Raw genomic sequence first — 21,048 nt, forward strand, 5'->3', positions numbered from 1 at the left:
CTCCCAGAGAACTAGTTGACTTGGTCAGGCCGCGGCCGGCCGGCGCCACATGGCGCGCCGGAACCGGCTGGCGACGAAGGCGGTGTCGGTCAGGCAGGCATTCCCCGCCGGGTTGGCCCCGGTGACATGGAAATCGCTGAAGGCCGCCGACTGGTTGACATAGATATTGCCGGTCAGGTTCACCGACAGGTTGACTCCGGCCGCGGCAAAGGCCTGCGCAGCGCGGGCAATGCGCACCTCGTCCCGGTCGTAGAGCGCGGCGGTGATCGCGCCCTTGCGCCGCGCCAGATCGGCGGCGCGGGCGATGGCGGCATCGGCGTCCTTCACCGCGATGACGAAGGCGATGGGGCCGAAGCATTCCCGCTCGCAGGCCGGATCGCCGTCCCGCAGCGCCAGCAGCAGCGGCGTGGCGGTGCGCCCCTGCCCCAGCGGCGCCGAATCGCGCAGCACCCGGCCAAGCCCGCGCGCCTGCTGCACCCGCTCCAGCGTGGCCTGGTTGGCGATGGCGCCGCAGATGCCCGCCGCGCGGGCCGGGTCGGCCAGCAATGCGTCGATGGCCGCGGCCAGCGCCAGCCCGACCTCGTCGAAGCTCTTGCGGCCCTGGTCGGTGTCTATGCCGCCTTCCGGGACATAGATGTTCTGCGGCGCAGTGCACATCTGCCCGGAATAAAGCGCCAGCGAAAAGGCCAGATTGGCGCACATGCCGGCGAAATCGTCGGTGGCGGCGATGGTGACGGTGTTGACGCCCGCCTCCTCGGTGAACAGCTGCGCCTGGGTCGCGTGGCCGCGCAGCCAGTCGCCGAAGGCGCCCGATCCGGTATAGTCGATCAGCCGCACCGCCGGGTGGGTGGCCAGATCCTGCGTGATCTCGGCCCCGCGCTCGTCCACGGCCAGCAGCACCGAATCGGCCGGCAGCCCGGCCTCGGCCAGCACCTCGCGCAGCACGCGGACGGTCAGCGCCAGCGGCAGGATGGCGGTGGGATGCGGCTTGACGATCACCGGGTTGCCGGTGGCGAGGCTGGCGAAGATCCCGGAATAAGAGTTCCAGGTCGGGAAGGTGTTGCAGCCGATGGCCAGCGACAGGCCGGCCGGCACGATCGACCAATGCTTTTCCAGCACGATCGGCGCCGCCTTGCCCTGCGGCTTTTCCCAGCGCGCCTGCGGGGCGAATCGGGTCATCTCGTCCCAGGCCATCGCCACCGCCTCGAGCCCGCGGTCCTGCGCATGCGGCCCGCCCGCCTGGAAGGCCATGGCGAAAGCCTGCCCCGTGGTGTGCATGGTGGCATGGCCGATGAGGAAGCTGATGCGGTTGAGCCGCACCAGCGCCTCGAGGCAGGCGCCCACCCGCGCTTCGGGACTGGCCGCGGCCAGCGCCGGCTGCGCCGCCTGTGCCGCCGCGATCAGCGTCGCGGCATCGGCGGCCGGATAGGTGATCCCCAAGGCACCGCCAAAGGGCGAGACCTCGGCACCCAGCCGGCGCTGATTCGGGTGTCCCGGCAGCTCGAAGCCGGCATTGCGCAGGGCGGCGAAGCCGGTCTCGCCCTCCTCGCGCGCCGATTCGCCATAGATCTTGCCGCTTGGAATCTCGGGGAACGGGCTCCAGAATGCACGCTGGCGCAGGGCATCCAGCGCAGCGTCCAGCATCGGCCGATGGCGGTCGAAAAATTCTGTCACGGTGTTCCCCCTCACTTGCCAGATTATCATTGACCGGCCGGTCGGTTTATGCAACAAAAATTTTCAGGGAGCCCCGGTTGCCGGGGCATGGGAGTTTTACCGATGACGGAAACCGTCCTGGCGGCCTTGGCCGATGGCGTGCTGACGCTGACGCTCAATCGCCCCGACAAGCTGAATTCCTTCAACGAAGAGATGCACCGGGCACTGCGCGCCGGGATCCAGCGCGCCCATGACGATGCGGCGGTGCGCGCCGTGCTGCTGACCGGCGCCGGGCGCGGCTTCTGCGCCGGGCAGGATCTGGGCGACCGCGACCCGCGCAAGGGCGGCCCCGCCCCCGACCTGGGCCAGACGCTCGAGACCTTCTACAACCCGACGCTGCGGCTGATCCGGGCGCTGGAAAAGCCGGTGGTCTGCGCGGTCAACGGCGTTGCGGCCGGGGCCGGGGCGAATATCGCCTTCGCCTGCGACATCGTGCTGGCGGCGAAATCGGCGAAGTTCATCCAGGCTTTTGCGAAGATCGGCCTGATCCCCGATGCCGGCGGCACCTTCAGCCTGACCCGTATCCTGGGCGAGCCGCGCGCCAAGGCGCTGGCCCTGACGGCCGAGCCGCTGATGGCGGAAAAGGCCGCGGACTGGGGCCTGATCTGGAAGGCCGTGGAGGACGCGGCGCTGATGGACGAGGCCGGGGCGCTGGCGAAATCACTGGCCGCCGGGCCGACACTGGGCCTGGGTCTGACCAAGCGGCTGATCCAGGCGGCCGCCACCAACAGCCTGGACGCGCAGCTGGACATGGAGCGCGACTGCCAGCGGCAGGCAGGCCGCAGCGCCGATTACGCCGAGGGCGTCACCGCCTTCCTGGAGAAACGCCGGCCGGAGTTCAGGGGACAATGAACGACATGACCAAGCCCGTGGCCCAGATGACCGCGCAGGAACTGGCCGAAGCCTCGGCCCATGCGATGTGGAACGATGATTCCGCCAGCCAGCGGCTGGGCATGAGCCTGGACCATATCGCGCCCGGCGAGGCCACGCTTTCCATGACCATCACCGAGGCCATGTCGAACGGCCACGGCAATTGCCACGGCGGCTATATCTTCACGCTCGCCGACAGCGCATTCGCCTTTGCCTGCAACAGCTACAACCAGCTGGTCGTGGCGCAGCACTGCTCGATCAGCTACCTGCTGCCCGTCCGCATCGGCGACCGGCTGACGGCCCAGGCGCGCGAGGTCTCGCGCCGCGGCCGCTCGGGCATCTACGACATCCGCATCACCAACCAGGACGGTGCGCATGTGGCCGAGTTCCGCGGCCACTCCCGCACCGTCAAAGGCACCCATCTGCCGGTCGAGCCCTGACCGCAACCCATCGCAAGGGGAGGAATCCATGCACCCATTGGCGCCCGAAAGGAAAGAGCTGGACCCGATCGAGATCGCCTCGCGCGACGAGATCGAGGCCCTGCAATTCCACCGCATGAAGCGGTCGCTGAAGCACGCCTTCGAAAATTCGCCCTTCTATCGCAACCGCTTCATCGAGCATGACGTCCATCCCGAGGATCTGAAATCGCTCGCGGATATCGCGAAATTCCCCTTCACCACCAAGCAGGATCTGCGCGACACCTATCCCTTCGGCATGTTCGCCGTGCCGCAGTCCAAGCTGGTGCGCATCCACGGCTCGTCCGGCACCACCGGCAAGCCGACCGTGGTGGGCTATACCCAGGCCGACATCGACCATTGGGCGAACCTGATCGCGCGCTCGATCCGCGCCGCCGGCGGCCGGCCGGGCGACATCCTGCACAACGCCTATGGCTACGGGCTGTTCACCGGCGGCCTCGGCGCGCATTACGGGGCCGAGCGGCTGGGCTGCACCGTGGTCCCGATCTCGGGCGGCATGACCGAGCGGCAGGTGACGCTGATCGACGACTTCAAGCCGCGCATCATCATGGTGACGCCCAGCTACATGCTGTCGATCCTGGACGAGTTCCGCCGCCAGGGCCTGGACCCGCGCGAGTCCTCGTTGCAGATCGGCATTTTCGGCGCCGAGCCCTGGACCAACGCCATGCGCCAGGAGATCGAGGAAGCCTTCGACATGCACGCCGTCGACATCTACGGCCTTTCCGAGGTCATGGGCCCCGGCGTCGCCATGGAATGTGTCGAGACCAAGGACGGGCTGCATATCTGGGAAGATCATTTCTACCCGGAAATCATCGACCCGGTCACGGGCGAGGTGCTGCCCGACGGCGAGATCGGCGAGCTGGTCTTTACCACGCTGACCAAGGAAGGGCTGCCGATGGTGCGCTATCGCACCCGCGACCTGACCCGGCTCTTGCCCGGCACCGCGCGCTCGATGCGCCGGATCGAGAAGATCACCGGCCGCAGCGACGACATGATCATCCTGCGCGGCGTCAACGTCTTTCCGACCCAGATCGAGGAGCAGATCCTGAAATGCAAGGGTCTGGCGCCGCATTTCCAGATCGAGCTGACCCGCTCGGGCCGGATGGACAGCATGACCGTGCATGTCGAATGCGCGCCCGAAATGACCGACGAATCCGCCCGCGCCCATTCCGCCAAGGAACTGGCGCATCACATCAAAAGCGTGGTCGGCGTCTCGACCCGGATCGAGGTCAAGGATCCCAACGCCATTGCCCGTTCCGAGGGCAAGGCCAAGCGGGTGCTTGACAATCGGCCCAAGACATGATGCCGCAACGCGGCAACCAATATGACGCGCGGTCGCAAACCCGCTAAGTCGTTAGGGGGCCATGCGCCCCCTTGTTTTTCTCGCCTCCCGACCGCGGGCGAACAAATGATCTGATGAGGAATGGCATGGCTCGGACACGGGCAGCGGATTTCGAGGAAAAGCAGCGCGGCCTTCTGGACAAGGCGGCCGAGGTCTTTGCCGATCTGGGCATGGAAAAAGCATCCATGGCGCAGATCGCCACCCACAGCCAGGTCTCCAAGGCGCTGCTTTACCACTATTATCCCAGCAAGGACGCGCTGATCTTCGCCATCATCATCACCCATCTGGAAGAGCTGGAAGCCGCCATCGAAGAGGCGGACGATCCGACCCTGCCGCCGCAGCAGCGCCTGCGCCGGCTGGTCGGCACGGTGCTGGAACGCTATCGCGGCGCGGACAACCAGCACAAGGTGCAGCTGAACGCCACCCCGGCCCTGGGCGACGACCAGAAGGCCGAGATCCTGGGCGTCGAGCGCCGCATCGTCAAGCGCTTCGCCGCCGTGCTGCGCGAGATCAACCCCGACCTGGACGATCCGCAGCGCCCGCTGCTGACCCCCGTGACCATGTCGCTGTTCGGGATGATGAACTGGGTCTACATGTGGTTCCGCGACGGCGGCCGCATCACCCGCGAGGATTACGCCGATGTGGCGACGACCCTGATCCTGGAAGGGATCAAGGCGGTCCGCTGAAGTCCCCTTGCAGGATGTCCCAGGGCGGATCGACGTTCAGGATTTCCTTGAGTGGAATTGAGCGGTTCACTGGACATCCCGAGATGACACGGGGTTCAGGATGACCACGAAGCGCTCGGCGTTGAGCCACGCCCAATGGGAGAGGATCGTGTCGCATCTGCCCGGAAAGGCAGGCGATCCGGGCCGGACCGGGAACGATAGCCGTCTGTTTGCGAACGACAGAAACCGCATCGAACGCGGCTTCAACAGACCCAGACACTTCCGCCCTACCCGCTACGACCGCAGGACCATCCCCTTCAATGGCCGCGACCTTCTCGCAGCCACCAGCAGCTGGCTAAGGTGAATGGCGATTGCGGGGGCTAGGCGGACAACACCGCCGCCTTGGCCGACAGCGCGGCCAGCGCATCGCGCGGCGACAGCAGCAGCAACAGCCCGCGCCTGCCGCCGTTGATCGCCACCTCGTCAAAGCCCATGGCGTCGGCCTCGAAGGCCACCGGCACCGGGCGGCGCTGGCCGAAGGGGCTGATGCCGCCGGTATGATAGCCGGTCAGCCGCTCGGCCTTGGCGGGCGGCATCATCGCCGCCGACTTGCCGCCGAATGCCGCCGCCACCCGCTTCATCGACAGGCTGCGATCACCGGGCAGGACCGCGCAGGCGGGGCGGCCGTCCACCTCGACCATCAGCGTCTTGAGCAGCCGGGCGGGCGGCAGGCCGATGGCCTCGGCCGCTTGCAGCGCCACGCGCTCGGACCCCGGATCATAGCGGTATTCAACCGGGCGAAAGGCCACCTGCGCCCGAAGCAGGAATTGCGTGGCCGGGGTGGCGCCGCTCATTCCGCGGGCCTTGCCGGCGGCGGTGGCGGGCGAAAGCCCATCTCGCGGTCGATCCAGGCCATCAGCAGGTCGACGATCTGCGCCTGCTGCGCGGCGTCCAGCGCCCGGCCGCGCGGGATGCCGTGCCATTTCTGCAGGCAAGAGCGGCAGCAGCAGGCGGTGGCGTGCTGGGCGATGAAGACCGGATGGCCACGCATCGGGGTCTGGCGGCCGTCGTTCGGCGGCTCGGCCGGTGCCAGCCGCGCGGCGATGAAGTCGCGCGCATGGGCGGCGACGGTCTCGCGCCCCCTGGCGTCGGCATAGCGCCGCTGCTTCCGGCCAAGGCGAAAGCGGCTGCGAAAGGCGGACCGGGCCAGCCGGCCCAGGATCTGGTCCTGATCGGTCATGCCCAGGACATAGCCGTCCCGTCCCGGCGCGGAAAGCCCCGCCTAGCCCGCCTTGGCCAGCACCAGAAAGGTCATCATGCCCAAAGGCGGCAGGGTGCGGCGTTCCTCGAGGACCAGCGATTCCTGGCCCAGCACCCGCTCGATGCGGAAATCGGAATGCCAGCCGATCGTATTGGCCAGGGGGGCAAAGACCCGCTCGACCGCCGCCATGGCGCCGCGGTCGCGCGCGAAATGGTTGGTGATGACCACCTTGCCGCCCGGCTTGCAGACCCGCGCGATCTCGGCCATCACCCGCTCGGGCTCGGGCACCACCGACAGCACGTGCATCGCCGTCACCGTGTCGAAATGGTCGTCGGGGAAATCCAGCGCCCGCGCATCCATCTGCCGCAGCGCCTGCACCTGCTTCAGCCCCAGCCGCTGCACCTTGGCGACGGCCTTGTCCAGCATCTCGCGGCTGAAGTCGATGCCCGTGACCTGCATGTGCGGGCCGTAATGCTCCAGCGACAGGCCGGTGCCGACGCCCACCTCCAGCACCGAGCCGCCGCGGCGGTTGATGTAGTCCACCGCCCGGCGCCGGCCCATGTTGGTCGCCGCCCCGAAGGTCCGGTCGTAGATCGGCGCCCAGCGGGAATACGAGGCTTGGATGGATTTGATGTCCATGGCCGTTCCTATCGGTTTGAGGGCCGTTCCCGGTCGATCCAGGCCCAGATGACCATGACGACATAGCCCAGGCACAGCGCGATCAGCGTCACCCAGGCGAAGGTCAGCAACGCCGCCCCGACGAAGGCCACGCCGACCAGGAAGAACTTGACGTTCTCGCGCGAGATGCGGGTGGTCTTGAAGGACCAGGTGGGAATACGGCTGATCAGCAGCAGCCCGACCAGGACCATGTGCAGGCAGATCAACGCCCCCGGCAGCATCGGCCGGTCGGCGAAGGCGAAGGACAGATACATCGGCAGCATCACCAGCAGCGCCCCGGCGGGCGAGGGGATGCCCTCGAAATAGGCGCTGTCGCGCTGCGCCTCCTCGGACTTGGCGGAGACGTTGAAGCGCGCCAGCCGGATCACGCAGCAGACGGCAAAGACCAGCACGCAGATCCAGCCCAGGCCGCGAATATCCTTCAGCGCCCAGAAATACAGGATCAGCGGCGGGGCGATGCCGAAATTCAGGAAGTCGGCCAGCGAATCAAGCTCGGCCCCGATCTTGCTGGACGAGCCCAGCAGCCGCGCGATCCGCCCGTCGATGCCGTCCAGGATGCCCGCCGCGATGATCAGCAGCACCGCCGGCATGTAGTCGCCCTGCACGCCGAAGCGGATGGCGGTCAGCCCTGCGCAAACCGCGACGATGGTCAGCATGTTGGGCAGAAGCTGGACCAGCGAAAACTCGGTCTGCGGGCCGGAGGGCTGGTCCATCACGCCTCCGCCTGCCCGGCCGGCCCCAGCTCGGCGATCACCGTCTCGCCCGCGACCATGGTCTGGCCGATCTCGACCAGCGGCACTACGCCCGGCGGCAGATAGACATCCAGCCGCGAGCCGAATCGGATCAGCCCGAAGCGCTCTCCCGCCGCCAGCCGGTCGCCCGGCTTGACGAAACAGACGATGCGCCGCGCCACCAGCCCGGCGATCTGCACCACCGCCAGATCGCGCCCATCCGCCATGCGGATGCGCAACCCGTTGCGTTCATTGTCCACGCTGGCCTTGTCCAGCGAGGCGTTGAAGAACTTGCCCGGCCGATAGGCGACCGCGGCCACCTCGCCCGCCACGGGGCTGCGGTTCACATGGCAGTTGAAAACGCTCATGAACACGCTGACGCGGGTCAGCGGGGTGTCGGCCATGCCCAGCTCGGCCGGCGGCACCGCCGGCTCGATCAGCGAGACGACGCCATCCGCCGGGCTTATGACCAGTCCGGGCCGCGCCGGCGTCACCCGCTCGGGGTCGCGGAAGAAGTAATAGCACCAGACGGTCAGCCCGACCCCGATCCAGCCCAAGGGCTCCCAGATCAGGAACAGCAGCAGGGTGGCGGCGGCAAAGGCCGCCACGAAGCGGATGCCCTCGCGATGCATCGGCTTGATGAAGGTGTCGCGCATGCGCATCTGGCATTCCCCAAGGGCTGATCGGCGCCGTCCGTCATAATGCGATTGAGACCACATGCAATAGTGCAGCCTGCCATACATGTTGCTTCCGCTGTGCCCGCCCTCCAAGCCCCCGGCCGCCCCGAGGCACAGGCCTCCGGTTGCGGGGGCAAGCAGATGCCGCCGTCATGGCTCCCGTTTGCCCCGGTTCCGGCTGCGCGCCCGCAACGCCAAGGATGCCCATCAAATCGTCGCGCGTTTCAGCGGCGTGACCATCCCCTCGCCGGTCGACGAGCGCAAGTCGGACACCGTCGGGACCATTCGGCGCCTCGGCGAAGCGCCGACATTGCGGCGGTGGCCGGTCGCGGTATCCGGCTGGACCTCCGGCACGCCGGCTGGGGCTTCGGCGTCCTGGCGTTCCAATTCGCCCCTTAGCACCGTCATCGGCGCGCTCGACCTTCACCCACGCGTGGCAGTCGGCATGCTGCGGCACGCGGCGCTGATGCTTGAACCGGCCTCCTCGACACGGGCGCGCGCCGCCGCCTCGACCACCTTGGCCAAGACCAGCCTGTCCCGCAACCCGGCCAGCCCCGCGGCTCCAGCTTCTCGCGCGGGCGGTACGGTTGTTGCTGCAGGCGCCGCGCCGATGGCGGTTGAAAAGGCGCGAGACGGGCCGATCAATATCGCCGCGGCCGAGAAGCTGCCGGCCCTGCGGGCAGAGAGCCATTCCCGGGGGCCAGCCGCACGCGCGGACACCTATAGTGCGCCGGACATCCTCAGGCGGGCGGACAAGCGGACGAAGCCGATGCCGGGCGCGACGGGTATTTCCGCGTGTCCGCGGGCCTTCATAACGCCTTGCTTGCCGTGCCCCTCACGGGGCAGGGCGCATGCCGGGGCGCTGCACCGCCCGCAGCAGGCTTCGATATCGGAGGCATCGCACCCGTTGCCTTTCACCCAGGGGCGAACATGATAGGGCGGGATAAGCATGCGTGCGCCGAGGCGGTGGTTTGGGCCCCCGAATGTTTCGGAACGGCGATGACGCCGATCCATTTCACGACCCGATGGCCCATATCCCTGACCGGCCGCACCCTCCCGCCTCGCTGTTGACCCAGGCATGATCCAGGGCACATGATCGGAAGGCAAAGCGGTCCTCGACGCCATCCGACCGGATATGCATGGAATGTCCCGCGCCGTTTCCGCCTCCCCTCCCGAAGGCAGGCCATGGATGCGCCAGCAGGGCTGGGATGCCACCGCCTTTGCCGAGGCGGAACGGACCGATGCTTGCGCCCGCCGCAGCGCAATCCCGTGCCGGAGGGTAGGGCGTGAAGCCGACGATCCAGCTGCCCGGCCTGACGCTTCGGCCGGCACGCGCGGGCGATCTCGCCTCGCTATGCGCGCGGCTGCATCTGCCGCAGGTGCGAAAATATCTCTGCGACGACATCGTGCTGCCGCGCGAGACGGTCGCCGGCATGCTCGCGCGCAGCCGCAAGCTGGACGAGGCGGGGCTGGGCTTGTGGGCCCTGGAGACGCCGGGCAAGCCTTTGCCGGCATCTGCGGCCTCCAGCCGGTTTCCGACCTGCTGCAGCGCGAGCCCCGCATGCGCGGCGGCGTCGAGCCGGTGATCGCGCTGCGTCCCGAACTGTGGGGTTGGGGATTGGCCAAGCGGGCGCTCGAGGCGGTGGCGGATCATGCCCGAGAGGGTTGCGGCCTCAGGCGGCTCGTGGCCGTGGTGGACGCGCCCAAAGAGCTGTCTCACCGGCTGCCGCTGCGTTGCGGTTTCGAACGGATTGGCATTGCGCCCGGAGCGGCGCATGCGCGCATCCTCTATGCGCGATCCCTGGCGGCGGCGGCTTCCTGACCGCCAGCCTTGGTCCCGAGGGCATCGGGGGTCGCCGCCGGCGCCCGGTTCGATGTCCCGCCTCGATCCGAACCGCAAGCTTCATCAAGGTTTTACAGAACGGCCACGCTCCTGTCATGCCGCCGCTGCATCAGTCGCGCCGAAACGGCAGGAAAGGGACAGCGCGGCATGACGGGTTTGCGGCTGTCGAACATCGGCAAGAGCTATGGCGAAACCAGGGTTCTGTCGGGTATCGACCTCGACATCGCAGCGGGCGAATTCGTGGCCGTGCTTGGCCCCTCGGGCTGCGGCAAGACCACGCTGCTGCGGCTGGTCGCAGGCTTCGAGCGCCCCGATGAAGGCACGATCACCCTGGGCGACCGGCAGGTGGCGGATGGAAATGCCATGGTGCCGCCCGAGGGGCGCGGCATCGGCCTCGTGTTCCAGAACTACGCGCTGTGGCCGCATATGTCGGTGGCGGAAAATGTCGGCTATGCGCTGAAGGTGGCGCGCCTGCCACGGGCCGAACGCCAGGCCCGGGTGGCCCGCGCGCTGGACACCGTCAACCTGGCGCCCTTTGCCGGCCGTCGCCCGGCGGATCTGTCGGGCGGGCAACGCCAGCGGGTCGCGCTGGCGCGCTGCCTGGCCGCCGGCTCGGATCTGGTGCTGCTGGATGAACCCCTGGCCAACCTGGATGTGCATCTGCGCGCCGCGATGGAAGAAGAGTTCCGCCGCTTCCACCGCGAAAGCGGGGCGACGCTGGTCTATATCACCCATGACCAAGCCGAGGCGATGGCCCTGGCCGACCGCATCGCGGTGATGGACAGGGGCCGCCTGCTGCAATGCGCCAGCCCCCGGCAACTGTATCGCGAACCTGCCGACGCCATGGTGGCCGGTTTCATCGGGGGTGGGCTGGTGCTGCCGGTCGAGGGCCTGCGGCCCCTGGGGGACAGGCTTGCCAGGGCCGATCTTCTGGGCATGCGCGTCCGGCTGCGCTGCCATGCCGGGGAAACCGCACGGCCATTGGCCATGGCCGCCATCCATCCCGCCGATATCCAGCCCGCCCATCCGGGCGAGGCCGGCATCCCCGCCCGCGTCACCGCCCGCAGCTATCGCGGCGGCAGCTGGTCCTATGAGCTGCGCCCGGAGGCGGACCCGTCCCTGCGGTTGCCCATGGTGCTGCCCGACACGGCCACGCCGCCCGAACCGGGCGCGCGCCTTGACCTGGCGTTCCGCGACCTCTGGGCCATCCCGCTGCCCGGCACCTCCGTTCCCGGCGCGGCATCGGTCCCCTCCTCCTCCCCGCATCTTACGGAGAAATTCCAATGCGCCTGACTGTCACCACCCTTGCCCTGATGCTGTCCGCGACCTCGGTGTCGGCGCAGACCACGCTGACGCTCTATACCTCGCAATCGCCGGAAATCGCCCAGCAGACCGTCGACGCCTTCATGGCCAGGCATCCCGACATCACCGTGGAATGGATGCGCAACGGCACCTCGCAGCTGATGAACATCCTGACCGCCGAGCAGCAGGCCGGCGGCATCAAGGCCGATGTGCTGCTGGTCGCCGACAGCATCAATCTGGGCGCGTTGAAAAGCCAAGGCTTGCTGCTGGCCTGGCCCGAAGCGCCGCTCGAAGGCATCGACCCGCTGCTATACGATGCCGACAAGACCTTCTTCGGCACCAAGATCTCGTCCACCGGCATCGTCTACAACACCCGGATCGCCGCGCCCGTCACCGGCTGGGCCGATCTGTTCCAGGATGCCAATGCCGGCCAGATCGTCGCCCCGAGCCCGCTTTATTCCGGCGCGGCGCTGGTCCACATGCATTCGCTGCTACAGGACGCCAGCCAGGGCTGGAACTATTACGAACGTCTGAATGCGCTTGGCGTGGTGCCCGAGGGCGGCAATGGCCCGGTGCTCAAGGCCGTGGCCGGGGGCCAGGTGAAATATGGCGTCAACATCGATGCCGATGTGCTGCGCGCCAAGAAGGCGGGCTCGCCGGTGGAATTCGTCTATCCGGCCGAAGGCGCCACCTTCTTCACCGAGCCGGTGGCGATCCTTGCCGGCACCGATCAGCCCGAGGCGGCAAAGACCTTCGTCAGCTTCGTGCTGTCGGAAGAGGGCCAGAAACTGGCGGCCGAACAGGGCTACATGCCGGTCGACCCCAAGGTCGCCTCGCCCGAGGGGATGCCGGCGCTGTCCGAGATCAGGCTGATGCCGCTGGATGCCGACCGCGCGGTGGCCGAGGATGCCGAGGCCCGCGCCCGGTTCACCGAAATCTTCGGCGGCTGACCGGGGATGACCTCCGTTCCGAACAGCATGGGGGCGCCGCGCGCGCCCCTTTTCCGGCTTTCCTCCGAAAGAATCGTTCTGGCCCTGCTGGCCGTGCTGATCCTGTCGGTTTCCGTCGCGCCGATGTTGCGGCTGGCGCAGGCGGCCCTTTTCGATGATGGCGGTCTGGCGATCGAGCGGCTGGCGAAGCTGTTCTCGCGCCCGCAGACCGGGGCGGCGATCTGGAACACCATCCATATTTCGCTGGCCTCGACCCTTGTTTCCGTGCTGGTCGGCACGATCTTCGCGGTGATCATGGTGCAGACCGACCTGAGCGGCAAATCGGCGCTGGTCTTTGCCTTCGTGCTGCCCCTGATGATCCCCCCGCAGGTGACCGCCATGGCCTGGATCCAGGCCCTCTCACCCTCCAGCCCGGTGCTGGGCTTCCTCGGCCTGTCGATGGAGGCGGGCACGCGGCATCCCTTGTATTCCAAAACCGGGATCATCCTGCTTCTGGGCATCTACAACGCACCGCTGGTCTATCTTGCGATGCAGGCCAGCCTGCGCCGCATTCCGCTGGATCTGGCCGAGGCGGCACGCGCCGCCGGCGCCGGTCCGGGCCGGGTGCTGCTGACCGTGATCCTGCCTTTGGCACGCGGCGGCATGGTGGCGGCGGCCAGCCTCGCCTTCGTCTCGGCCATCGGGAATTTCGGCATTCAGGCCATGCTGGGCATTCCCGCACGCGTGCCGACGCTGATCACCCAGATCTATCAGCAGATCAATGGGCTGGGGCCAGGCGCCCTGCCGAACATGGCGGCGTTGTCCTTGGTGCTGACCGCCCTGACCGTGGCAGGAGTGCTGCTGGCTGCGCGCGCGGGCGATCGCAGCGATACCCGCGTCGATCTGGGCAGCCGCCCGCTGATGCTTCCGCTGGGCCGGGCCGGGGTCGTGGTCGCGGCGCTGCTCTGGGGCTATCTCATCGTCTCGCTGCTGCTGCCCCTGTCGGCGCTGCTCCAGACTTCGCTGGTTCCCGCATACGGCCTGCCGCTGACGGCAGAGACGATGACGCTGAAGAACTACGTCTCGGCGCTGTTCCAGCAAGTGTCGCTGCGCGATGCCTTCGTCACCTCGCTGTGGCTGACCCTGTTCACCATGGGCTTTCTGATGCTGGCTTCGGTTTTCCTTGGCTATTTCCTGACATGGCGGCGCGGGCCTTTGGTGCGGCTGCTCCATTTCGGTTCCGAGGCCGCCTATACCCTGCCGGGCATCACGCTGGGCGTCGCGATGATCCTGCTGTTCCTGCGGCCGCTGCCGGGGGTCGGGGTGTCGATCTATGGCACGCCCTGGATCATCCTGGCCGCCTATGTCGCGGGCTTCTTCGCGCTGGCGTTGCGCCCGGTGCTGTCGGGCTATGCCCAGATCGACCGCGCGCTGGAAGAGGCGGCGCAGGTCGCGGGCGCGGGCTTCCTGCGCCGGATGCGCGACGTGATCTGGCCGCTGATCGCCCCGACCGCCATCGCTGCCGCCGTGATCGTCTTCATGACCGCGATCAACGAGATCCAGACCTCGATCCTGCTGATCTCCTCGGGCACCCGCACCATCGGGCCGATGATCATCTTCCTCGAGGAAGGCGGGGCCTCGACCCTCGCCGCCGCCGTTGGCTGCCTGATGATCCTGGGCGTGCTGGCGCTGATGCTGCTGTCGACGGCCCTGTCGCGCTTTCTGCCGAAAGGCGTGTTGCCATGGCAGCTCTGACGGCATTCAGCGGCCTGGGCGGCAAATCCCCGGCAGCCTTCCTGCTGGAGATTGCCGGGCGGCGGATCCTGATGGATCTGGGCGAGGGGCCGACACCGGGCCAGCGCCCGGATCTGGACGGCATCGGACGGGTCGATGCGATCTTCCTGTCCCATGCGCATATCGACCATGTCGGGGCCATCGACCTGTGGCCCCGGCTGGGCTGTCCGCCGGTCTTTGCCAGCCGCGCCACCTTCGACGCGTTGCCGCTGCTGGGCCTGCATCTGCCGCCCGAAGCCTGCCACACCCTGCCGCTGCAAGGCCCTGCGCAACTGCTGGGCCTGCCTGTCCTGGTCGGGCGCAGCGGACATGCCATGGGCGGCATCTGGCTGCATCTGCCGCAAGAGGGCGGCGCGCTTTACATGGGCGACTGGAGCCGGGAATCCGGGCTTCTGCACTTCGATTCCCCGCCCCGGGCAGGTCTGGTGATCACCGATCTTTCCTATGGCGACCGCGATCAGGCGTTGGCCGAGCAGGCGCCGGGGCTGGCGGACAGCATCGTCCCCGGCACGGTGTTGCCGGTCCCTATCCTCGGGCGCGGCGCGGATATGGCGCTGCGGCTGTCCGCCCTTGGCCTGTCGCCGGTTGTCTGCCCGCAGGTCCGGGCCGAGTTGCAGGGGGCGTTGCCCGATCTGCGCAGCGTCACCACCCCGTCGGAGGCTCGCGACGGCGATGTGATCATCGCCGCAGATACCGAGCGCCCCGGCGATCTGGTGTCACGCCTGATCGCCGATGCACGAGGCTGGCGCTTCATCTTCACCGGCCATGTCGCCCCCGGCAGCGTGGCGGCGGGGCTGATCGCCGCGGATCGCGCCAGCCGGCATCCCTGGAACGTGCATCCCCGCGCCCGCGACCAGATCTGGCTGGCCGAAATCACCGGCGCCAGGCATCTGGTTCCCGCCTTCGGGGCATTGGACGATGCCCCTGAACTCGCGCTGGCCCTGGCCCCGATCTGGCGACCGGACCGGATCTGCCCCCCGACAGAAGAAAGCCCAATCCATGCTGATCAAGGAAACCACCCGCGAGCGGGCCGAGAACGACACCACGATCCTTGTCCCGGTCCATGACCTGATCCTGCCCCAAGATCGGATCTGCCGCCTTTACGTCGGCAACCTGACCGGCGCCAGCGACGGCGCGGCGCTGCTGGCGGCGGGCATCACGTCTTCGCTGAACGTGGCGCTGAACATCGACGTGGCGCCCCTGCAACTGCCCGACGGCACCCATATGCGCCGCGCCAAGGTGGGGCTGATCGACGGGTCGGGCAATACGCCCGCCCATCTTGCCGCCGCCGTTCTGGCGCTGGAAGGGCTGGTCACGCAGGCCAGCCCCGGCAAGCCGAACTATCCCGCCCATCGCGCCGGGCATGTGCTGGTGCATTGCCGGGGCGGGCGGTCGCGCTCGGTCATCGTGCTGGCGATCTATCTGCACCTGCGCGCGCCCGGCAGGTTCCCGACGCTGGACAGTGCGGTGTCCCATATCCGCGGGGCGCGCGGCAATTCGGACACCTACCCGCTGCCCCCGATGCGGGATCTGGCGCAAGCGGTTCTGGCCAGCGGCAGCCTGCCCGCCCTGCTGCACGGTTAGCCCTTTCCCGGCAGGGGTCATTGCCGCCTCGGTCTCCCGCTTCCAGGACACCATATGATCCAGGCCCGCCGGAGCGAGGGCCAACCGGGCCATCGCCGGGAAGGGCTCATGCGAGGGTGTTCCGAGATCATCCCCGCATTCGGCGTGATCCCAGCGGGGCTTGAGGCTGCACGCTCCGCGGAACCAGCCGAAGCGCAAGGGAGGAATCATGGCGCCGCATGGCCGGCCATCCCCTGCAACGACCAATGGCTGGCCGCTCCTGCGATTCGTCGCGGCAAGTGGCCTGACCAATCTGGTGGACGGAGTCGCCGCCACCGCCTGGGCCTGGACGGCATCGCTGCTGACCCGCGATCCATTGCCGATCGCCCTGGTTGCCATGGCACTGCGGCTGCCCTGGGCCCGGTTTGCGATCCCGGCCGGGATCATCACCGACAGGGCCGACCGGCGCAGGCTCATGCTCGGCATGGATGGGCTGCGGCTTTCGGCGGGCGGCCGTGGCGCTCTGGTCGGCGTCGCCGCTGGCGGACGCGCCGCGGGTTGGGGGCTCCTCGCCCCCCCTTCCGCGGCACTGATCCTTGCCGGGATCGCGGGGAACTTCCACCCGCGCCAGGCGGACAGGAAGACTTGGCGCGGCAAACTGGCCGAGGTGATGGCTTTTCTGCACGGCGTCCCGATCCCGGGGCCGCTCGCCTGGCTCACCGGGTTCTGGAACCTGTTTTTCCAGACGGTGACGATCAGCCTGATCCCGCATGTGCATTGGCCGCGATGAAGGCTCGGCGTGCAGCAGCCCGCGGCCCCTGTGGTCATCGGCAATCACCCGTTTCGCACCGCGCAGGCCCCGGTCGGCGAGCCTGCGCAGGAACTTCGTCCGGAAGGGCTCCGCCTCGGCAGGGCCGTTGGCCAAGGCCGCATTTCCTGGCTGTCCATCGCCGTGGAGCTTCGTCGCATGAAATATAATTTTCGGTTTACACGCATATGATAATTTCTTACCATCGCATCGATTTCCTGCGCAGTTCCGCGCCCGAGACAGGAGAGTTCGTTGCGCATCGAGATGACATCGGGGCGATTCAGGCTGTCGGGGGTGCTTCTCCAGGACCAGGCCCCCGAAACCTGCAACTGGTTTCTTGGTCGACTGCCCCTTGCTGCGACAATGCTGCAGGCCGCATGGAGCGGCATGGCGGTATTTTCGGACCTGGACGGTGAAGGCCGAGGGGTTCCGTTCGAAAACATCACCAGTTATCCGGCCGTGGGTTCGGTGCTGATGTATCCAGGCAATATGCAAGGAAACGCGGGGGAGCTATACATTCCCTATGGCGGGAACAGGTTTTCATGTCCCATCGGCCAGATCGCCGGCAACCATTTCCTGACTTTCGATGCGGGCGTCGAGAAACTTTCCGAACTCGGACGGCTCATCCGTCAATGCGGGGCACGGGATCTGCACTTCGCGCTGGCGCGGCAGGACGGGCAACAGCGGCCGGTGGCTAAGCCGGCAGACGATATTCGCGGTTCAATCTGAAAAGAAAGGTTCGATACACGATGACGCATATAAGAATCACGGTGGGAGAGCGCGAGTTTCTCGCAAGGCTCGAAACCGAGAAATCGCCGAAAACCTGCTCCTGGTTCCTGGATTTGTTGCCTTATCAGGCGCATATCTGCCAAGGCCGCTGGAGCGGAAAAGCCTCGTTCATCCGCATCGGCACCACGGGTGCGGATGTCGGCTATGAAAAGGCGACCAGCTATCCCCAGATGGGTGAGGTGGTCATGTATCCGGGCGACAAGGAACAGGGGGGCGGCGAAATCTACATGCCCTATGGCCCGAACGAGTTTGCCTGCGAATTTGGAAAGATTGCCGGCAACCATTTCCTGAGCATCGTGGAGGGCAAGGATGCACTTCCCGAACTCGGCGAGCATGTGCATTGGCATGGTGCACAGAAGATTGTGTTCGAGCTCGCCGAATAGGTCGGAAACACCTTCCGTCGCAGGAAGGTAACCGGCCCGGCAAGAGGCTCAGTCTCCTCCCAAAAAGGTATGAATCTTTTCTGCCTGACTGAGCCTCTTGGACGCTTCCCTGCCCAGCCTGTCCGCCAGCGATGCCGCGATGTAATTGAGAATGCTGTATCCGGCACTGTAGGAATCGAACAGCGACCTGCTTTGCACGCGACAGCGTATCGTCCAATCCGACAGTCCCGAGGTATTCCCCTCGGAATGATCGGTCATATAAAGGCTGGGGGTGCCGATGCTTTTGGCATATTCCAGCACGCGATAACGCATCTCGTTGCGACGCCGAAAGCCGATGACGATCATCATGTCCTTGTCGGTCAGGCCCGAAAGATCCTTGGCCATTGCCTGACCGGGACGGGGCAAAACCTCCACCCGATCGCGCAGCTGAATCAGCTGCTGGCGAAGATAGAGCGCCGGCATGTGGCTGTTCCCGAAACCGACGATCCAGACGGCGTTGGCCGCCGCCAGGCAATCCACCACCGCATTGAAGGTCTGCTCGTCGATGGCCTCGAAACTGCGGATCAGGTTCTGGATCTCGTTTTCGAGATGCTGCTGGACACCGCTTTTGAAACCCTCGTCGCCGGATGCGAATGTATTGAGATAGCGCGGCGATCCGCTCTCGCGCGCCTGGCGCACCTGCTTGCGCAGCTCCTGCACGTTCTTGTAGCCAAGGCGCTTGATCAGCCGCGTCGCGGCCGCATTAGAGGTCTTGGCCCGTTCCGCCAGTTCCGAAATGGGATGCGTCGCCAAAACGCCCGGAAAGTCGATGATCAGGTCGCCCAGGGCGCGTTCACTGGGTGGAAGCTGATCATAGATTTCCTTCAAGCGGGCCTCGACAGAAAGCGTCATGATTCACCTCTGCGTCAGGTAAGATACCTGGATCACCTAACACGAACTGAAACTATTTTTCCACTCACCACCGAAAGCGGTTGCGTTTTTTCGCAGGGCGAGGCGGTTCGCTGTCCGTCCGGCTGCGGTTCGGACTTTCCGGCAAGGGGCATTCGGCCATCCGGCCGGGGTGGTCAGAAATCGTCGCGGTTGACGTTCTTGTAAAGCAGATAGCTGGCCCGCGACCAGCCGGTCGCATAGAAGAACTGCGGGCAATACGGCGCCATGTAGATGAAATCGCCCTCCCAGCACTCGTGCCAGTCGTGCTGCAAAAGATACATGCCCTGGCCTTCCAGCATGTAGAGGCCGTGCTCCATCACATGGGTTTCGATCATCGGAAAGTAATTGCCGGGCTCGAAGCTCAGGATGTTCATGGCAAAGTCGAAGGCAGGATCGCTGTCGGGCAGCAGATGCTGCCAGGTCCGGCCTTGCGTGTGCTTGTTGACCTTCTCGACATTCTCCTGGTGACCGACCAGCGGTGCGGGCGCCGCCAACCCATCGACGGCTTCATAGGGTTTTCTCAGCCAGATGACGCGGGCATGTTCCGGGGCCGCATTCGTCAGCCGCGTCGGCGTGCCGGCGGGCGCATAGGCATAGCTGCCCGGCCGCAGCGCATGCCTTTCGCCGTCGATCTCCAACTCGGGATGCCCGGCAACCACATAATAGAACGCCTGCTTGCCGTCGTTCCAAGCCTGCTCCATGCCGCCATTCTGCGCGATGTCCAGCATGATCTGCGAAAATTCCGCACCCATATGGCGCGAAGCCTGCACGAAGATCGTCGTACCGGCGATGCCCGGGATCCGGCTTTCCAGGATCCCTTCGGGAGGCATGACCGCATAATGGGTCGTGACCGCGGCCCGATGCTGGGCAAAGACACCGGCAGGTTGAATCTGTTTCTTGGCCATGCGTCAAGTCCTTCAGTTTTGGGTGATTTCGATCGTGCCTGCCAGCATCTCTGCCGCGGTCCCGCTTCCCCGAGCGGACGCCAGTTCCAGCAGCGTGTGATAGAGGACATCCGCCCCGGCCGCACAATCCTCGGGTGTGCTCCATTCCGCCGGGCTATGGCTGATCCCGCCGACGGACCGGACAAAGATCATGCCCATCGGGCAGAAGTCGTGGAAGGAACCGGAATCATGCCCCGCGCCGCTGGGCAACGAAAGGGCGCCGACACCGACCTTGTCGCAGGCCCGGCGGATGGCGTCCTGAACCTCTTGCGAGCAAAGCTTGGCTAGGCCGCGGCTATAGACCTCGATCCTGCATTCGATATCGCGCTGCCTGCAGATTTCATGCACCTGCCTGGTGATGCGATCCAGGACGCGGTCGCGAACTGCTTCCGAAAGATCGCGGCAATCCAGGGTAAATTCCACCTGGCCCGGGATGATGTTCACACCGCCGGGCAGCGTCCTCAGCGTGCCGACGGTTGCCACCGTCGTGCCCGTCTCGCTGGCCTCCTGCTCGATCATCTGGATGATGACCGCGGCCGCGGCCATCGGATCGCGGCGCATGCGCATCGGCGTGGTCCCGGCGTGCTGGGCCTCACCCGTCAGGGTGATCCGACCGCGCGCCGAGGCGCAGATGCCCGAGACGACGCCGACGGACACGCCGGCGCGTTCCAGCACGCAGCCTTGTTCGATATGCAGCTCGACATAAGCCTTGGCCGAACCTTGCAGCCTTGCGGCCCGGCCGACCCGCGTCCAGTCGATGCCCAGTTTCGTCAGGGCTTCGGCCACGGTGATGCCGTCGGCATCGGCTTTCGTCAGGCGCGCGGGCTCGAATTTTCCGGTCACGATCCGCGAACCGGAATAGGACGAGGCGAAGCGGCACCCCTCCTCGTCGCGATAGGCATAGACCTCGATGGGATGATCGGTGACCACCCCCGCCTCGTTCATGCAGCGCAAGGCCTCGATTGCGCCCAGGATGCCAAGGGCGCCGTCGAACTTGCCGCCTTCCCGGACGGTATCGGAATGAGAGCCGGTCAGGACGGCCGGTGCCTCCGCGATCCTGCCCTCCTTGCGGCCGATGAGGTTGCCCGCCTCGTCCATGCGGACATCAAGCCCCGCATCCTTCATCCAGCCGGAAATCAGCTCCAGGCCTTCCTGGTCCAGATCGGTCAGCGCCAGCCGGCTGACGCCGCCGCTTTCCGTCCGCCCGATCTCGCCCAATCGCATCAGGTTCTCGAATAACCGTTCCTTGTCGATCATGCCTGCGCCCTCCTCCCATTTTCAGCCGATCCTTGCGCAGGATCGGGGCGCGATCACGGCGCGCAGGTCGTGATCGCATTTTTCAGTTTTCGG

General features: G+C 66.7%; 25 protein-coding genes. 16 read left to right on the forward strand and 9 right to left on the reverse strand.

Annotation, left to right across the window (positions count from 1 at the left end; translation table 11 throughout):
• Nucleotides 1-24: 24 nt before the first annotated feature.
• Nucleotides 25-1,674, reverse strand: a complete 1,650-nt coding sequence (gene paaN, locus ACNKFW_RS19060) for a phenylacetic acid degradation protein PaaN (RefSeq protein WP_024843932.1) — start codon at nt 1,672-1,674, stop codon at nt 25-27.
• Nucleotides 1,675-1,776: 102 nt separating this feature from the next.
• Here paaN and paaG point away from each other — a divergent pair, with 102 nt between their 5' ends.
• From paaG to ACNKFW_RS19085, 5 genes are all read left to right on the forward strand, one after another.
• Complete coding sequence (gene paaG / locus ACNKFW_RS19065; protein ID WP_024843933.1) at nt 1,777-2,565, forward strand: 2-(1,2-epoxy-1,2-dihydrophenyl)acetyl-CoA isomerase PaaG; 789 nt, start codon at nt 1,777-1,779, stop codon at nt 2,563-2,565.
• The gene (gene paaI, locus ACNKFW_RS19070; protein WP_024843934.1) at nt 2,562-3,023 is read left to right on the forward strand and encodes a hydroxyphenylacetyl-CoA thioesterase PaaI; all 462 of its coding nucleotides are present in this window, start codon (nt 2,562-2,564) and stop codon (nt 3,021-3,023) included. Before paaG ends, paaI begins: the two co-directional genes overlap by 4 nt.
• A 28-nt stretch (nt 3,024-3,051) precedes the next feature.
• Entirely contained in the window at nt 3,052-4,362 is a 1,311-nt protein-coding gene (paaK, locus tag ACNKFW_RS19075) for a phenylacetate--CoA ligase PaaK (RefSeq protein WP_024843935.1), read from the forward strand.
• Between the two features lie 125 nt (nt 4,363-4,487).
• On the forward strand, nt 4,488-5,087 hold the full coding sequence (locus ACNKFW_RS19080) for a TetR/AcrR family transcriptional regulator (protein ID WP_024843936.1): 600 nt from the start codon (nt 4,488-4,490) through the stop codon (nt 5,085-5,087).
• Nucleotides 5,088-5,187: 100 nt separating this feature from the next.
• The gene (locus ACNKFW_RS19085) at nt 5,188-5,430 is read left to right on the forward strand and encodes a hypothetical protein (RefSeq protein ID WP_147277961.1); all 243 of its coding nucleotides are present in this window, start codon (nt 5,188-5,190) and stop codon (nt 5,428-5,430) included.
• Between the two features lie 16 nt (nt 5,431-5,446).
• On the opposite strand, the gene ACNKFW_RS19090 is transcribed toward ACNKFW_RS19085, so the two are convergent.
• From ACNKFW_RS19090 to ACNKFW_RS19110, 5 genes are read right to left on the reverse strand one after another with little or no spacing between them, the layout of a single operon-like run.
• Complete coding sequence (locus ACNKFW_RS19090; protein WP_123130369.1) at nt 5,447-5,920, reverse strand: YbaK/EbsC family protein; 474 nt, start codon at nt 5,918-5,920, stop codon at nt 5,447-5,449.
• The gene (locus ACNKFW_RS19095) at nt 5,917-6,306 is read right to left on the reverse strand and encodes a DUF4186 domain-containing protein (protein WP_123130370.1); all 390 of its coding nucleotides are present in this window, start codon (nt 6,304-6,306) and stop codon (nt 5,917-5,919) included. Before ACNKFW_RS19095 ends, ACNKFW_RS19090 begins: the two co-directional genes overlap by 4 nt.
• A 42-nt stretch (nt 6,307-6,348) precedes the next feature.
• On the reverse strand, nt 6,349-6,966 hold the full coding sequence (locus ACNKFW_RS19100; protein ID WP_024843939.1) for a class I SAM-dependent methyltransferase: 618 nt from the start codon (nt 6,964-6,966) through the stop codon (nt 6,349-6,351).
• 8 nt (nt 6,967-6,974) lie between these two features.
• Complete coding sequence (gene pssA / locus ACNKFW_RS19105; RefSeq protein ID WP_028710246.1) at nt 6,975-7,718, reverse strand: CDP-diacylglycerol--serine O-phosphatidyltransferase; 744 nt, start codon at nt 7,716-7,718, stop codon at nt 6,975-6,977.
• Nucleotides 7,718-8,398, reverse strand: a complete 681-nt coding sequence (locus ACNKFW_RS19110) for a phosphatidylserine decarboxylase (RefSeq protein ID WP_024843941.1) — start codon at nt 8,396-8,398, stop codon at nt 7,718-7,720. Before ACNKFW_RS19110 ends, pssA begins: the two co-directional genes overlap by 1 nt.
• Before the next feature lie 178 nt (nt 8,399-8,576).
• On the opposite strand from ACNKFW_RS19110, the gene ACNKFW_RS19115 reads away from it, so the two are divergent.
• The 11 genes from ACNKFW_RS19115 to ACNKFW_RS19165 all read left to right on the forward strand — a co-directional run bounded on the left by ACNKFW_RS19115 (nt 8,577) and on the right by ACNKFW_RS19165 (nt 17,824).
• Nucleotides 8,577-9,347 (forward strand): hypothetical protein, encoded by a 771-nt coding sequence (locus ACNKFW_RS19115; RefSeq protein ID WP_147429259.1) that lies wholly within the window; start codon nt 8,577-8,579, stop codon nt 9,345-9,347.
• A 352-nt stretch (nt 9,348-9,699) separates the two neighbouring features.
• Entirely contained in the window at nt 9,700-9,999 is a 300-nt protein-coding gene (locus ACNKFW_RS19120) for a hypothetical protein (protein WP_024843943.1), read from the forward strand.
• Nucleotides 9,891-10,235 (forward strand): GNAT family N-acetyltransferase, encoded by a 345-nt coding sequence (locus ACNKFW_RS19125; protein ID WP_167521744.1) that lies wholly within the window; start codon nt 9,891-9,893, stop codon nt 10,233-10,235. Before ACNKFW_RS19120 ends, ACNKFW_RS19125 begins: the two co-directional genes overlap by 109 nt.
• A 168-nt stretch (nt 10,236-10,403) precedes the next feature.
• Entirely contained in the window at nt 10,404-11,549 is a 1,146-nt protein-coding gene (locus ACNKFW_RS19130) for an ABC transporter ATP-binding protein (protein WP_123130372.1), read from the forward strand.
• Nucleotides 11,540-12,508, forward strand: coding sequence for an ABC transporter substrate-binding protein (locus ACNKFW_RS19135; RefSeq protein WP_024843946.1), 969 nt, complete (start codon nt 11,540-11,542; stop codon nt 12,506-12,508). Before ACNKFW_RS19130 ends, ACNKFW_RS19135 begins: the two co-directional genes overlap by 10 nt.
• 6 nt (nt 12,509-12,514) lie before the next feature.
• A complete protein-coding gene (locus ACNKFW_RS19140; RefSeq protein ID WP_418025694.1) occupies nt 12,515-14,242 on the forward strand; it encodes an ABC transporter permease in 1,728 nt (575 codons plus the stop codon).
• Nucleotides 14,230-15,348 carry an MBL fold metallo-hydrolase gene (locus ACNKFW_RS19145; RefSeq protein WP_285051498.1) on the forward strand — a complete coding sequence of 373 codons (1,119 nt, stop codon included), beginning with the start codon at nt 14,230-14,232 and terminating at the stop codon, nt 15,346-15,348. The genes ACNKFW_RS19140 and ACNKFW_RS19145 overlap by 13 nt, the downstream gene beginning before the upstream one ends.
• Nucleotides 15,281-15,865, forward strand: coding sequence for a protein phosphatase (locus ACNKFW_RS19150; RefSeq protein ID WP_418025697.1), 585 nt, complete (start codon nt 15,281-15,283; stop codon nt 15,863-15,865). The genes ACNKFW_RS19145 and ACNKFW_RS19150 overlap by 68 nt, the downstream gene beginning before the upstream one ends.
• Before the next feature lie 208 nt (nt 15,866-16,073).
• The gene (locus tag ACNKFW_RS19155) at nt 16,074-16,634 is read left to right on the forward strand and encodes an MFS transporter (protein ID WP_036765012.1); all 561 of its coding nucleotides are present in this window, start codon (nt 16,074-16,076) and stop codon (nt 16,632-16,634) included.
• 270 nt (nt 16,635-16,904) lie between these two features.
• Nucleotides 16,905-17,381, forward strand: a complete 477-nt coding sequence (locus ACNKFW_RS19160) for a DUF3830 family protein (protein WP_257154302.1) — start codon at nt 16,905-16,907, stop codon at nt 17,379-17,381.
• 20 nt (nt 17,382-17,401) lie between these two features.
• Entirely contained in the window at nt 17,402-17,824 is a 423-nt protein-coding gene (locus ACNKFW_RS19165) for a DUF3830 family protein (protein WP_123130374.1), read from the forward strand.
• A gap of 48 nt (nt 17,825-17,872) precedes the next feature.
• Here the strand turns inward: ACNKFW_RS19165 and ACNKFW_RS19170 are convergent, their stop codons facing one another.
• The 3 genes from ACNKFW_RS19170 to ACNKFW_RS19180 form a co-directional block, all read right to left on the reverse strand.
• The gene (locus ACNKFW_RS19170) at nt 17,873-18,715 is read right to left on the reverse strand and encodes a MurR/RpiR family transcriptional regulator (protein WP_074991096.1); all 843 of its coding nucleotides are present in this window, start codon (nt 18,713-18,715) and stop codon (nt 17,873-17,875) included.
• A gap of 173 nt (nt 18,716-18,888) precedes the next feature.
• The gene (gene allE / locus ACNKFW_RS19175; RefSeq protein ID WP_123130375.1) at nt 18,889-19,659 is read right to left on the reverse strand and encodes a (S)-ureidoglycine aminohydrolase; all 771 of its coding nucleotides are present in this window, start codon (nt 19,657-19,659) and stop codon (nt 18,889-18,891) included.
• A gap of 12 nt (nt 19,660-19,671) precedes the next feature.
• Complete coding sequence (locus ACNKFW_RS19180; RefSeq protein ID WP_074991092.1) at nt 19,672-20,955, reverse strand: Zn-dependent hydrolase; 1,284 nt, start codon at nt 20,953-20,955, stop codon at nt 19,672-19,674.
• Between the last annotated feature and the right edge of the window lie 93 nt (nt 20,956-21,048).

This window comes from Paracoccus sp. TD-10, assembly GCF_048270675.1.
GTDB lineage: Bacteria > Pseudomonadota > Alphaproteobacteria > Rhodobacterales > Rhodobacteraceae > Paracoccus > Paracoccus pantotrophus.

Excerpts from the sequence above, each read along its gene's own strand:
- paaG (WP_024843933.1), top strand. The coding sequence starts at position 1,777 with ATGACGGAAACCGTCCTGGCGGCCTTGGCCGATGGCGTGCTGACGCTG.
- paaI (WP_024843934.1), top strand. The coding sequence starts at position 2,562 with ATGAACGACATGACCAAGCCCGTGGCCCAGATGACCGCGCAGGAACTG.
- paaK (WP_024843935.1), top strand. The coding sequence starts at position 3,052 with ATGCACCCATTGGCGCCCGAAAGGAAAGAGCTGGACCCGATCGAGATC.
- ACNKFW_RS19080 (WP_024843936.1), top strand. The coding sequence starts at position 4,488 with ATGGCTCGGACACGGGCAGCGGATTTCGAGGAAAAGCAGCGCGGCCTT.
- ACNKFW_RS19085 (WP_147277961.1), top strand. The coding sequence starts at position 5,188 with ATGACCACGAAGCGCTCGGCGTTGAGCCACGCCCAATGGGAGAGGATC.
- ACNKFW_RS19090 (WP_123130369.1), bottom strand. The coding sequence starts at position 5,920 with ATGAGCGGCGCCACCCCGGCCACGCAATTCCTGCTTCGGGCGCAGGTG.
- ACNKFW_RS19095 (WP_123130370.1), bottom strand. The coding sequence starts at position 6,306 with ATGACCGATCAGGACCAGATCCTGGGCCGGCTGGCCCGGTCCGCCTTT.
- ACNKFW_RS19100 (WP_024843939.1), bottom strand. The coding sequence starts at position 6,966 with ATGGACATCAAATCCATCCAAGCCTCGTATTCCCGCTGGGCGCCGATC.
- pssA (WP_028710246.1), bottom strand. The coding sequence starts at position 7,718 with ATGGACCAGCCCTCCGGCCCGCAGACCGAGTTTTCGCTGGTCCAGCTT.
- ACNKFW_RS19110 (WP_024843941.1), bottom strand. The coding sequence starts at position 8,398 with ATGCGCATGCGCGACACCTTCATCAAGCCGATGCATCGCGAGGGCATC.
- ACNKFW_RS19130 (WP_123130372.1), top strand. The coding sequence starts at position 10,404 with ATGACGGGTTTGCGGCTGTCGAACATCGGCAAGAGCTATGGCGAAACC.
- ACNKFW_RS19135 (WP_024843946.1), top strand. The coding sequence starts at position 11,540 with ATGCGCCTGACTGTCACCACCCTTGCCCTGATGCTGTCCGCGACCTCG.
- ACNKFW_RS19140 (WP_418025694.1), top strand. The coding sequence starts at position 12,515 with ATGACCTCCGTTCCGAACAGCATGGGGGCGCCGCGCGCGCCCCTTTTC.
- ACNKFW_RS19145 (WP_285051498.1), top strand. The coding sequence starts at position 14,230 with ATGGCAGCTCTGACGGCATTCAGCGGCCTGGGCGGCAAATCCCCGGCA.
- ACNKFW_RS19150 (WP_418025697.1), top strand. The coding sequence starts at position 15,281 with ATGCTGATCAAGGAAACCACCCGCGAGCGGGCCGAGAACGACACCACG.
- ACNKFW_RS19155 (WP_036765012.1), top strand. The coding sequence starts at position 16,074 with ATGGCGCCGCATGGCCGGCCATCCCCTGCAACGACCAATGGCTGGCCG.
- ACNKFW_RS19165 (WP_123130374.1), top strand. The coding sequence starts at position 17,402 with ATGACGCATATAAGAATCACGGTGGGAGAGCGCGAGTTTCTCGCAAGG.
- ACNKFW_RS19170 (WP_074991096.1), bottom strand. The coding sequence starts at position 18,715 with ATGACGCTTTCTGTCGAGGCCCGCTTGAAGGAAATCTATGATCAGCTT.
- allE (WP_123130375.1), bottom strand. The coding sequence starts at position 19,659 with ATGGCCAAGAAACAGATTCAACCTGCCGGTGTCTTTGCCCAGCATCGG.
- ACNKFW_RS19180 (WP_074991092.1), bottom strand. The coding sequence starts at position 20,955 with ATGATCGACAAGGAACGGTTATTCGAGAACCTGATGCGATTGGGCGAG.